10 protein-coding genes are annotated in these 11,296 nt (G+C 61.0%); 1 reads left to right on the forward strand and 9 read right to left on the reverse strand.

The genetic code is table 11. The features are described 5' to 3' along the window. Window positions 1-109 precede the first annotated feature (109 nt). The 6 genes from ACI3K0_RS19650 to cobA form a co-directional block, all read right to left on the reverse strand. Window positions 110-1,747, reverse strand: coding sequence for an ABC transporter ATP-binding protein (locus ACI3K0_RS19650; RefSeq protein WP_404946021.1), 1,638 nt, complete (start codon window positions 1,745-1,747; stop codon window positions 110-112). Continuing rightward, window positions 1,740-2,567, reverse strand: a complete 828-nt coding sequence (locus tag ACI3K0_RS19655) for an ABC transporter permease (RefSeq protein WP_404946022.1) — start codon at window positions 2,565-2,567, stop codon at window positions 1,740-1,742. The genes ACI3K0_RS19650 and ACI3K0_RS19655 overlap by 8 nt, the downstream gene beginning before the upstream one ends. After that, window positions 2,564-3,571 (reverse strand): ABC transporter permease, encoded by a 1,008-nt coding sequence (locus ACI3K0_RS19660; protein WP_404946023.1) that lies wholly within the window; start codon window positions 3,569-3,571, stop codon window positions 2,564-2,566. The genes ACI3K0_RS19655 and ACI3K0_RS19660 overlap by 4 nt, the downstream gene beginning before the upstream one ends. A 94-nt stretch (window positions 3,572-3,665) precedes the next feature. Next, the gene (locus ACI3K0_RS19665; protein ID WP_404946024.1) at window positions 3,666-5,255 is read right to left on the reverse strand and encodes an ABC transporter substrate-binding protein; all 1,590 of its coding nucleotides are present in this window, start codon (window positions 5,253-5,255) and stop codon (window positions 3,666-3,668) included. Between the two features lie 355 nt (window positions 5,256-5,610). Further along, window positions 5,611-6,924, reverse strand: a complete 1,314-nt coding sequence (locus ACI3K0_RS19670) for a cobyrinate a,c-diamide synthase (RefSeq protein ID WP_404946025.1) — start codon at window positions 6,922-6,924, stop codon at window positions 5,611-5,613. Next, the gene (gene cobA, locus ACI3K0_RS19675; protein ID WP_206828492.1) at window positions 6,921-7,724 is read right to left on the reverse strand and encodes a uroporphyrinogen-III C-methyltransferase; all 804 of its coding nucleotides are present in this window, start codon (window positions 7,722-7,724) and stop codon (window positions 6,921-6,923) included. Before cobA ends, ACI3K0_RS19670 begins: the two co-directional genes overlap by 4 nt. Before the next feature lie 59 nt (window positions 7,725-7,783). Here cobA and ACI3K0_RS19680 point away from each other — a divergent pair, with 59 nt between their 5' ends. Further along, complete coding sequence (locus ACI3K0_RS19680; protein WP_404946061.1) at window positions 7,784-8,893, forward strand: cobalt-precorrin-5B (C(1))-methyltransferase; 1,110 nt, start codon at window positions 7,784-7,786, stop codon at window positions 8,891-8,893. On the opposite strand, the gene cobM is transcribed toward ACI3K0_RS19680, so the two are convergent. Genes cobM through cbiE form a run of 3 tightly spaced genes read right to left on the reverse strand, consistent with a single transcriptional unit; the run spans window position 8,869 to window position 11,296 of the window. Continuing rightward, window positions 8,869-9,666 (reverse strand): precorrin-4 C(11)-methyltransferase, encoded by a 798-nt coding sequence (cobM, locus tag ACI3K0_RS19685; RefSeq protein WP_404946026.1) that lies wholly within the window; start codon window positions 9,664-9,666, stop codon window positions 8,869-8,871. The genes ACI3K0_RS19680 and cobM overlap by 25 nt on opposite strands. Beyond that, window positions 9,663-10,049, reverse strand: a complete 387-nt coding sequence (locus ACI3K0_RS19690; protein ID WP_404946027.1) for a cobalamin biosynthesis protein — start codon at window positions 10,047-10,049, stop codon at window positions 9,663-9,665. Before ACI3K0_RS19690 ends, cobM begins: the two co-directional genes overlap by 4 nt. Continuing rightward, window positions 10,046-11,296, reverse strand: a complete 1,251-nt coding sequence (cbiE, locus tag ACI3K0_RS19695; protein ID WP_404946028.1) for a precorrin-6y C5,15-methyltransferase (decarboxylating) subunit CbiE — start codon at window positions 11,294-11,296, stop codon at window positions 10,046-10,048. The genes ACI3K0_RS19690 and cbiE overlap by 4 nt, the downstream gene beginning before the upstream one ends.

Genomic DNA, 11,296 nt, shown 5'->3' on the forward strand with positions numbered 1-11,296 from the left:
CCCTCCCCTTCCCCCCTCTCGATGGTGGAAAGGGAAACTAGACGTTGGTACCTGCGTCCTCGCCCCGTTTACGGGGAGAAGGTGCCGGCAGGCGGATGAGGGGCAGCTCTCAGTTTCCGGCGCTTTCCATGCGCCGCGTGGCAAGCACCTTTTCCAGCCAGCGGAGTTCCATTTCGGGCACGGATTTGAGGAGAAGGTCTGTGTAGTCGTCGAAGGGCGGCGAAAGTGCCTGGGATTTCGGGCCGAAGCGGACCAGCCTGCCGCGATGCATGACGGCGACCGAATCGGCTATTGCCTTCACGATGGCGATGTCATGGGTGATGAAAACATAGGAGAGCTGCTGGTCTTCCTGCAGTTTCATCAGCAGCTTCAAAATGCCTTCGGCGACCAGCGGGTCGAGCGCCGATGTCGGCTCGTCGCAAAGGATCAGCTCCGGTTTCGCCGCAAGCGCACGGGCAATCGCCACACGCTGCTTCTGCCCGCCGGAAAGCTCTGCCGGATAACGATCGATGAAACCGTTGCCCATCTCGATCTGCTCGAGCAGTTCCCTGACGCGGGCGGTCTTTGCAGCACCTCTGAGGCCGTAATAGAAGGTCAGCGGCCGGCCGATGATGTCGCGCACCGTCTGGCGTGGGTTCATTGCCGTATCGGCCATCTGGTAGATCAGCTGGATACGGCGAAGATCGTCTTTCGGGCGGTTCCTCAGCGCCAGTGTCAGCGGCCTGCCGTCGAAAGTGATCTTACCTTCGCTCGGCCTCAGAAGGCCGGTGATGACACGTGCCAGCGTCGACTTTCCCGACCCTGATTCGCCAACGATCGCCAGTGTCTGTCCCTTGCACAGATGCAGCGAGACGCCGTGCAGAACCTTGAAGCCGTTCGAATATTCCGCGCTGACTTTATCCACTTTCAGCAGCGGGTTGGACTGGTCCGCAGCCTCCTCGCGTGCTGTCTGGCGCACGTTGACCAGCGCTCTTGTATAGTCCTGCGTCGGTGCCTCGATGATCTGCTGTACCGAGCCGTATTCCACCGTCTTGCCATGGCGGAGAACCATGATGTCGTCCGAAATCTGAGCGACCACCGCGAGATCGTGGGTGATGTAGAGCGCAGCCGTATCGGTTTCCTCAATCGCATGTTTGATCGCGGCCAGAACATCGATCTGCGTCGTCACGTCGAGCGCCGTTGTCGGTTCGTCGAAGACGATCAGGTCAGGGTTGGAGCAGAGCGCCATGGCGGTCATGGCGCGTTGCAACTGCCCGCCCGAAACCTGATGCGGGAAACGATCGCCGAAAGTCTCGGGACTTGGGAGGCCCAGTACCTGGAAGAGATAGAGCGCCCGCTGGCGCGCCTCCTGCTTGGTCATCAGGCCGTGCTTGACTGTCGCCTCGATTACCTGGTCGCCGAGCCGGTGGGCCGGGTTGAAGGCGGCAGCTGCAGACTGCGCCACGTAGCAGATACGGGCGCCGCGCAGTTTTCTGATGCCGCCCTTGCCGAGTTTGAGGATGTCCGTGCCATCGAGTTTCACCTCGCCGCCTGTGATTTCGGCGCCGCCGCGGCCATAGGCGAGGGCGGAGAGGCCGATCGTCGACTTGCCGGCTCCCGATTCGCCGATCAGGCCCAAAACCTTACCCTTTTGCAGATCGAAGGAAACGCCGTCGACGATGGTGATCCGTTTCGGCTGTTCGCCGGGCGGATAGCTGGTTGCTTCGATCTTCAGGTCGCGGACGGAAAGAAGATGGGTGTCAGGCATCGCCACGGCCTCCCTTCAGGCTGGAGGTTCGTTTCAAGAGCCAGTCGACCACAAGGTTGACGCAGATGCAAAGTGCCGCGATCGCCGAGCCGGGCACCAGCGCTGCGGGAATGCCGAAGATGATGCCGTCCTTGTTGTCCTTCACCATGCCGCCCCAGTCGGCCGTCGGCGGCTGGATTCCGAGGCCAAGGAAGGAGAGGGTGGAAAGAAACAGGATGGCGAAGGCGAAGCGCAGGCCGAATTCGGCCAGAAGCGGCGACAACGTATTGGGCAGGATCTCGCGAAAAATGATCCAGGTCTTGCCTTCGCCACGCAGTTTCGCCGCCTCGACGAATTCCATTACCGCGACATCGAGTGCGACGGCGCGGCCGAGGCGATAGACGCGGGTAGAATCGAGCACCGCCATGACGAGGATCAGGACGAACAGATATTGTGGCAGCACGGCCAGCACCACGAGCGCGAAGATCAGCGTTGGGATCGACATCATCAGATCGTTGAAACGGGAAAAAACCGTGTCAATCAGACCACCGGAGACTGCTGCGATGAAGCTCAGGATGATGCCGAGCGAAAACGAGATCACAGTTGCCGCCAGTGCCACGAACAAAGTCGTGCGGGTGCCGTAGATCAGCCGCGAGAGGATGTCGCGGCCGAGATTGTCGAGACCGAAGAAGAACTGGCCGTCTGCCATCTGCCAGACGCCGCCCACGACCTCCGTCTCGCCGTAAGGGGCGATGAAAGGGGCGAAAAGCGCGCAGAAGACGGCAAGCGCGATGCCTAAAAGGCCTATCCAGGCGGTGATGGGGATTTCTCTCAGTCTCATCGCGGATGCCTCAGGCGGGGGTTGGCGACGATCGCAAGTATGTCGGCCACCATGTTGAGGAAGATATAGACCGCGGCAAAGATCAGGCCGCAGGCCTGCACCACCGGCATGTCGCGCACCGTCACCGCATCGACCATGTACTGGCCCATGCCGGGATAAACGAAGACGACCTCGACGACCACGACACCGACCACCAGATAGGCGAGATTGAGCGCCACGACATTGATGATCGGGGCGAGCGCGTTGGGGGCTGCGTGCTTGACGATCGCCCGCCAGCTGGAAAGCCCCTTCAGTTCGGCCGTTTCCATATAGGCGGATGACATGACGGAGAGGATGGCGGCGCGGGTCATGCGCATCATGTGGGCGAGGACGACGAGAACCAGGGTTGCCGTCGGCAGCGCGATCGTCTGGATACGCTCGAAAAAGCCCATGCCTTCGTAAACAGTGGCCGGGAAGGTGGCGATGCCGAAATCGACGGCGAAATAGAGGATCAGCAGATAGCCGATGAAAAATTCCGGCAGCGAGATCGCCGCCAGCGAAATCACGTTGATGATCTTGTCGGGCATCCGGTCGCGGAAATGGACTGACAACATGCCGAGACAGATTGCCAGAGGCACGGCAATGATGGCGGCGAAACCGGCAAGAAACAGCGAATTGCCGAGCCTTTTGCCGACCTGTTCGGAGACCGAGTTTCGGCTTGCCCATGAGGTGCCAAAATCGCCCTGCACGACACCACCCAGCCAGTCGAAGTAGCGGGTGATGACCGGCCGGTCGAGGCCGAGTTCCGAGCGGATATTGGCGATCGTCTCAGGCGTGGCCGACTGGCCGAGATAGGTGGTGGCGAAATCGCCGGGCAGCGCTTCGACGCCGGCAAAGATCAGCACGGAAACGGCGAAAAGCAGAACGAGCGACAGAGCGAAACGTTCAAGGATGAGGGCAAGCAGCGGAAACCGCTCCCTCAGGCTGCGGGCAGGCGATTGGCCGGCCTCTGCTGGATTTGACATCTGGCGCGATCCCGTTTCCGACATGAAGGAATGGGATCGCAGGCGTTGACCCGCGATCCCTGTTCACCAGCGGGCAAAAGCCCACTTTTTCGGATCAGGCGTCGAACCAGACGCGGCTTGCGACATAACCGTTGGACATGTCGTTGCCGATATCGCTGACATAACCCTTCAGCTTCTTGGAACCGGCGTTCACGAAGTCGTTGAACATCGGCAGGATCGTGCCGCCTTCGTCGCGCACCAGCATCGCCATTTCGCGGTACATCGCCTTGCGCTTGGCCTCGTCCAGTTCGCCACGGGCAGAGATCAGCAGCTTGTCGAACTTCTCGTTCTTGAAGCGGGTGTCGTTCCAGTCGGCGGTCGACAGATAGGCGCCGGAATAGAACTGGTCCTGCGTGGCGCGGCTGCCCCAATAGGAGGCGGAGAAGGGCTGCACGTTCCAGACGTTCGACCAGTAACCGTCGCCCGGCTCGCGCTTGATCTCGATCTCGATGCCGGCCTTCTTGGCGCTCTGCTGGAAAAGCACAGACGCGTCGACGGCGCCCGGGAAGGCGACTTCCGAGGTGCGCAGAAGCACGGATCCACTATGGCCGGACTTCTTGTAATGGAAGGCCGCCTTGTCGGGATCGTAAGATCGCTGCTCGATGCCTTCGGGGAAGAGCGCGTAGGTGTCGTTGATCGGGAAGTCGTTGCCCACCTTGCCGTAACCGCCGAGAATGCGCTTGACCATTTCCTCGCGGTCGATCGCGTATTTCAGCGCCATCCTGAGGTCGTTGTTGTCGAAGGGCGCCTTGTCACAGTGCATGATGAAGACATAGTGACCGCCGCCTGATGTCGTCATCAGCTGCACCGTCGGGGCGCGAGTCAGAAGCGGTACGGTCTTCGGATCGACGCGGTTGATGAACTGGACCTGACCGGACGAAAGTGCCGCAATGCGGGCCGTCGCGTCGTTCATCGTGATAATTTCGACTGAATCTACATAACCACGGTCGGAGCGCCAGTCATTCGGGTTTTTCTCGAAGGTCATGCGAACGCCGGGTTCGAAGCTCTTCACCTTGTAGGGGCCGGTCCCGACGCCTGCCGTCGGCTTGTCGATGCCGCCATTCGGCTGGATGACGAGGTGATAATCGGTGAAGATTGCCGGCAGGTCGGCATTGCCGCTGTCGAGTGTGACAACCAGATCACCGCCCTTGTTTTCGATCGAGGTGATCGACTTCATCACGCCAGCTGCACCGGATTCGGTCTTCGAGTCGCTGTGGCGTTTCAGGGTGGCCACAACGTCGTCGGTGGTCATTTCCTTGCCGTCGTGGAACTGCACGCCCTTGCGGATCTTGAAGGTCCAGGTCTTGGCGTCGGCGGAAGGCGCCCAGGATTCGGCCAGCGACGGCATCGGGGCCCGGGTCTGCGGATGTGTCTCTACCAGCGTGTCACCCCAGCTGCGTACGGCAGCGAACATGACTTGTGAGGTTGCCTTGGCGGGGTCGATCGAGTCTGTGGCTGCGCCGCCTTCGAGGCCGAGCTTCAATGTGCCGCCCTTCTTGGGCGTCTGGGCTGCGGCGCTGGTGGCGAAAAGATTGCCAGCTGCGGTCAGCGTCAGGCCGGCGGCCATGGCGCGACCAATGAATTCGCGGCGGTTCATGCCGCCTGCCGTGACGCGTCCGGCCAGATACTTTGTGAAGTCGTTCATTTCCCTTGTTCCCCTTTATCCGATGCAGATTTCTGTTCTTGTCATCGACACCCGCTCGTCCGGTTTCCTCTTCCGTGGAGGGGCGTGTTTCATGCTGTCGATCGTGGGAAATGGTTCGGTTGCCGCCGACATAACTTCCTTTCTTCTGCAGTCTCCCGCTCATCTGCGTGAGCTTATCTGCCTCGGGAAAATCTGCTCTGTGATCGAAGGCCCGTTGAGGCTTGATGAATGGTAAGGGCGCGGTGTCGCGCGGGTGAGCCTTCGCTACGACATTAAGTGCCTTTGATGCGACACATTTGGCAACCTCCCATGGGTTGCGAAAATTCGACACCTGTCAGGCAGGTGCCCAATAGTCTCAATCGCGCGCTATTGCATGGAAAAATGCGCCGGTCACACGACCTCGTTTTCCACCCGATGGGCCTATTTCGACGCCGCGGCCGTCTGCAATCATGGCGAGAGGTTGGTCGTTTCCAGCATCGATCACGCGTGCGTAATGGAATTCATGGCCACGGATCAGGTCGTTGGTCGAACCGATCGCAGAGTGGCCCAGCAGGCGTGCCTGGCGGTAGCCGAGATTCATCTTGCGCTTCGCAAAGCTCGTGGCATGGGAGAGAAGCCCGGTCATGGCGTGAGTCACCCCGTCGGCATCCTCCAGCGCCTCGCCGAGAACCATGTAGCCACCACATTCGCCGTGAATGGGTTTTGTTTCCGCGAAGGTCTTCAGGCCTGCCTTGAAATTGTCGGCAGCGGCGAGCTTGGCGGGATACAGCTCGGGATACCCACCGGGTAACCAGCAGATGTCGCAATCGGCCAGTGGCGCTTCGTCGGCAAGCGGCGAAAAGGTGATGATCTCCGCCCCCATGGCGCGCCATTGCCGCTTGATATGCGGGTAGAGGAAGGTGAAGGCCGCGTCCTCGGCAAGCGCAATCCGCTGGCCCGGTGGTAGAAGCGCCTTTTCGGTCGAACCTGACGGTATGTCGAATGGTTTTGCGGCGGCAAAAATCGCATCGAGATCGAGCGAGCGCTCCATCGCATCGGCCAGACGATCGATATGGGCATCCATTTCCGGGTGTTCGCTTGCCTGGACGAGACCGAGATGGCGTTCCGGCAGTGTCAGCGTCGGATCACGCAGCACCGTGCCGACAACCGGCAGGCCAAGTGCCTCGATCGCGTCGCCGGAAAGCTTCTTGTGTCGCTCGCTGCCGGCCCTGTTCAGCACGCAGGCGGCCATCTTCACGTTTGGGTCGTAATGCATGAAACCGCAGGCGATTGCCGCCGCTGTCTGGCTCTGGCCGGAAACGTCGAGTACCAGAAGCACAGGCAGGCCGAAAAGCCGGGCCAGATCGGATGCGGCGCCGGAACGATTGGGTTCGGTCACGATGCCGTCGAACAGGCCCATGGCACTTTCGATCAGTATCAGCTCGGCATCATCCGCCTGTTCACGCGCCAGATGGCGCAGAAGATCGGGCGCCATCGCCCAGCTGTCGAGATTGAGGCCGGGCAGGCGGGTCGCCGCCTCGTGAAAACCGGGGTCGATATAATCCGGCCCGGTCTTGATGCCGCGAACCTTCACGCCGCGCCGCTGAAAAGCCCTTAGCAGGCCGATCGTGACGCTTGTCTTGCCGGAGCCGGAGCGCGGTGCGCCGATGATGAGCGCGCGGGCGGTCATGGATTCTTGCCCGAAAGAACGGCCTGCCCGGATAGCACAGCCTGCATGGAAACGATCCTGCCGATGACGATCAGTGCTGGAGCGGCAAAATTCTGGCGCTGGACTTCTTCCTCGACAGTGGCAAGTGTTGCTGTCATCGAGCGTTCGTCCGGCGTCGTTGCGGCCATCAGCACGGCAACGGGCGTGTCGGCGGCAAGGCCGCCTTCCATCAGCAGTCGGGCAATCGTGCCGATCGTGCTGACGCCCATATAAACGACGATGGGCTCGCCGGTTTTTGCAAGCGCCTTCCAGTCGAGATCCCCGGGTGTTCCGGCGGCATGGCCGGTTGCTAGCGTGATCGAGCGGCTGATGCCGCGCATGGTAGCGGGAATGTTGGCGGAGGCGAGCGCCGCCAATGCGGATGTCATGCCGGGCAGCACGCGAAAGGGAATGTTTTCCTTCACCAGCGCTTCAGCTTCCTCGCCACCACGACCGAAGATGAAGGGATCGCCGCCCTTCAGCCGCAAGACGCGCTTTCCCGCCTTTGCCAGTTCGATCAGTTTGGCCGTGATATCGTCCTGCGCGACGGAAGGCTTGCCGCCACGCTTGCCGACGAAGATCAGGTCTTTTGTCGTCGCCAGCGCCAGCACGCCGTCAGAAACCAGCGCATCATGCACGATCACATCCGCCTTTTTCAGCGCATCCGCCACTTCCAGCGTCAGATAACGAGGATGACCCGGTCCGGCACCCGCCAGCCATACGTGGCCCGGGGCAAATTCGGGGGCATCGACGATCGTTTCCAACAACTCATTCACGGACATATTCAAACCTTTTGCCGGCCGGTGGCGGCCGGGCTATAGAAACGGCCATGGAAGCGGCCATTGAAACAGAAAGCAAGAACCTGCGTCGTGGATGGACGACGGGCACCTGTGCGGCGGCAGCCAGTAAGGCCGCCTGTCTTGCGTTGATGACTGGCGAATTTCCGGCCTTGGTCGAAGTGACACTGCCCGGCGGCCAACGCCCGGCCTTCGCTCTTGCGATGGAAGAGAAGGGCAGCGGATTTGCCAAGGCTGGCATCGTCAAGGATGCCGGCGACGATCCCGATGTCACCCATGGCGCGCTGATCATGAGCACCGTGCGCCGTGGATTGCCCGGCTCCGGCATTACCTTCAAGGCGGGACCGGGCGTCGGCACCGTGACACGGCTTGGCCTGCCGCTGCCGCCCGGTGAGCCATCTATCAACCCGGTTCCGCGCAAGATGATTGCTCAGGCGATTTCCGAGGTCTGCCATGGCGAGCGGGATTTCGAGGTCGAGATTTCCGTTGCCGATGGCGAGAAGATCGCCGAGCGCACCCTCAACGGTAGACTTGGAATCCTTGGCGGCATATCGATCCTCGGTACAACCGGCATCGTCATCCCCTTTTCCTGCGCTTCCTGGATTCATTCCATCTGGCGTGGCATCGATGTGGCGCGCGCCGCAGGGCTTGATCACATTTCCGGCGCCACCGGCAATGTGTCCGAAAAGGCGGCGCAGGCCCATCATGGCCTGTCGGAGATCGCGCTGATCGACATGGGTGATTTCGTCGGCGGCATGCTGAAATATCTTCGCAGCCATCCGGTGCCGAAGGTGACGATTGCCGGCGGCGTCGCCAAGATGACCAAGCTTTCTCAAGGCATGCTCGATGTGCATTCCAAACGCGGGCTTGCCGATCTCGAGGCTCTGGCCAAGGTTGCGGCCGAAGCCGGCGCGGAGGCCGATCTCGTGGCGCGAATTACCGCGGCAAACACCGTGTCGCACGCCTTCCAGCTCGCCGATGACATAGGGCTTCCGCTTGGCAACCGCATCGCTGCACTCGCCTGGAAAACGGCGGCAAAGGCACTGCATACGCCAGATATCGCTCTGGAAATCCTGGTCTTCGATCGACAAGGCCAGCTTGTCGGCAAGACGGAGTTCACTCCTTCCGATCATTCCGAACCCTTATCGGCGTGATCCTTGCTGAACTGTTCCCAGCCGGGGCGAAAACGCCTTACATAGTCGGCATTGTATAGCTGGCTCTCGACAAAATCGGACGCGCCCAGGCCTTTGCCGATAAAGATCAGTGCCGTGCGTTCGGCCGGCTCTTCCGCCAGTTTCGCCTCGATATCGGCGAGCGTTCCGCGGATGATCCGCTCTTCCGGCCAGGAGGCGCGTACGACAATTGCCACCGGGCAATCTGCGCCATAAAGCGGCGTCAGTTCCTCGACGATTTTTTCCAGTGCATGGATGGCGAGATGGATCGCCAGCGTTGCGCCTGTCGCTCCAAAGGCCTTCAGTGTTTCGCCTTCCGGCATTTTCGACGCGCGGCCGGAAACGCGGGTGAGTACGAGGCTCTGGGCCACTTCCGGGATGGTGAGTTCACGCTTCAGTGCTGCCGCTGCTGCGGCGAAGGAGGGCACGCCCGGCGTCAGCGTATAATCGATACCGTGTTTTTCCAGCCGACGGATTTGTTCGGCGACCGCGCTCCAGACGGAGAGATCGCCGGAATGCAGCCGCGCGACGTCCTTGCCCGCCTTGTGGGCGGCAACATATTCGGCTTCGATCTCGTCCAACGACAAGGAACCGGTATCGACGATGCGCGCATCTTTCGGGCACCAGTCGAGCAGTTCCTTGGGCATGATCGAGCCGGCATAAAGGCAGACCGGCGCGCGGGCGAGAATATCACGACCGCGCACGGTGATCAGGTCTGCTGCACCCGGACCTGCACCGATGAAATGGACGGTCATGCTTGTTCTTTCATTTCTGCAAGCGCGCAGGTGGCGCCCTGCGATATCAGCCTAGGCACGATGATCTCTGATTTTTCGCCCGCAGCTGCCAGCGCGGCACCCTCCGAAAGGCTGGAGGACAGTGTTTTCGCAAGGCTGTGCCGTGACACGGTTTTCGTTCGCGGTTCTGCGTCCATCAGGGCATTGTCCGCCACGATATGGAGCGGCAGGCCCAGCATCTCGGCCAATTGCAGAATGCCGGCTTCCTCCCGCTTGATCTCGCCGGTTGCGAGCGCCGAGATGGATTCACGTGAAATTTTCGCTTCCATACAGGCGGCATCGAGCGCCGATAGAAGCTCATCGCGCGTGCTGCCCTTGCGGCAGCCGAGACCGGCAACGATCATGATTGCATTCCTTTTGTCCATGTCCATTGGGTCACCGGCATTGCCGGCTTCCAGCCCTGCATCGCGCCGACCGGTGCTGCGCGTGAAACTTCAATTCGGATCAGGTTGCCGCCGAGTTTCGCTTGTGCCGCCAGCAGTACGGTTTCCATTTCCAGCGTCACGGCATTGGCAACCAGCCTGCCGCCGGGCTTCAGTGCCTCTAAGGCTGCGTCGAAGACGCCTGGTTCGCTGCCTCCGCCGCCGATGAAGATCGTATCGGGTTGCGGGAGATCGTTCAGCGCGGACGGCGCCTCTCCTTCGACCAGAACCAATCCCGGAACGCCGAAACGGGATGCATTGCGCCTGATCCGCGCGGCGCGTTCCGGATGAGCTTCGATGGCAATCGCTCGCATCGACGGGTCAGCCAGCATCCATTCTATGCCGATCGAACCGGAACCGGCGCCGATGTCCCAGAGCAGTTCACCTTGCCGAGGGCTGAGCGCCGACATCGTCAGCGCCCGAATTTCGCGCTTGGTGATCTGACTGTCATGTTCAAACAGCGCGTCGTCCAGTCCGAAACCACGCGGCAGGATGCGCGCATCAGCACTTGCAACCACCTCGATGGCCACGACATTGAGGACATTGATATCCTGTAATGCGAATTCTGCGGCCTTGCCGGCGCGCATCGTCTCGGCCTCACCGCCCATCGCTTCAAGCACTGTCATTCCGGATCGACCAAACCCGCTTTCCGTCAGCAGTTTCGCCAGCTCCCGAGGGCCTTTTTCGTCAGAGGTCAGCGCAATGATCCGCCGGCCGGGATGCAATAGCGGGCGGATCAGATCGATCGGGCGGCCGTGCAGGGAAACGGTTTCGATATCCTGTAGCGGCCAGCCGAGCCGCGAAGCCGCCAGCGAGAATGCCGAAGGCGATGGGTATGTGGTAAACTCATCGGAGCCGATGTGACGCGACAGGGTGACGCCGGCGCCGTAAAAGAACGGATCGCCGGAGGCGAGCACGCAAACCTTTTGCCCTCTCAGCGCCACGACATCGCGCATCGCTGCATCGAACGGCACCGGCCATGGCCGCGCCTCGGCGGTTATCAGCGGCGCTGCAAGCTCCAGATGCCGTTTGCCGCCGAAGACGACCGAAGCGCAGGCGATCGCATCCCTGGCGTTTTCGCCCAGCCCTTTCACGCCATCCTCGCCGATTCCGACAATGGACAGCCAGCGGCTTTGGTTTAAAGCTTGTTTCTCTGATTCAGGAGGCAA

Source organism: Rhizobium sp. ZW T2_16 (genome assembly GCF_044987325.1).
Lineage (GTDB): Bacteria > Pseudomonadota > Alphaproteobacteria > Rhizobiales > Rhizobiaceae > Neorhizobium > Neorhizobium cellulosilyticum.

Bases quoted from the DNA above. Each gene is read 5' to 3' on its own strand.
- ACI3K0_RS19690 (WP_404946027.1), bottom strand. From the start codon at position 10,049: ATGATCGTTGCCGGTCTCGGCTGCCGCAAGGGCAGCACGCGCGATGAG.
- ACI3K0_RS19660 (WP_404946023.1), bottom strand. From the start codon at position 3,571: ATGTCAAATCCAGCAGAGGCCGGCCAATCGCCTGCCCGCAGCCTGAGG.
- ACI3K0_RS19665 (WP_404946024.1), bottom strand. From the start codon at position 5,255: ATGAACGACTTCACAAAGTATCTGGCCGGACGCGTCACGGCAGGCGGC.
- ACI3K0_RS19655 (WP_404946022.1), bottom strand. From the start codon at position 2,567: ATGAGACTGAGAGAAATCCCCATCACCGCCTGGATAGGCCTTTTAGGC.
- ACI3K0_RS19650 (WP_404946021.1), bottom strand. From the start codon at position 1,747: ATGCCTGACACCCATCTTCTTTCCGTCCGCGACCTGAAGATCGAAGCA.
- cobM (WP_404946026.1), bottom strand. From the start codon at position 9,666: ATGACCGTCCATTTCATCGGTGCAGGTCCGGGTGCAGCAGACCTGATC.
- ACI3K0_RS19670 (WP_404946025.1), bottom strand. From the start codon at position 6,924: ATGACCGCCCGCGCGCTCATCATCGGCGCACCGCGCTCCGGCTCCGGC.
- cobA (WP_206828492.1), bottom strand. From the start codon at position 7,724: ATGTCCGTGAATGAGTTGTTGGAAACGATCGTCGATGCCCCCGAATTT.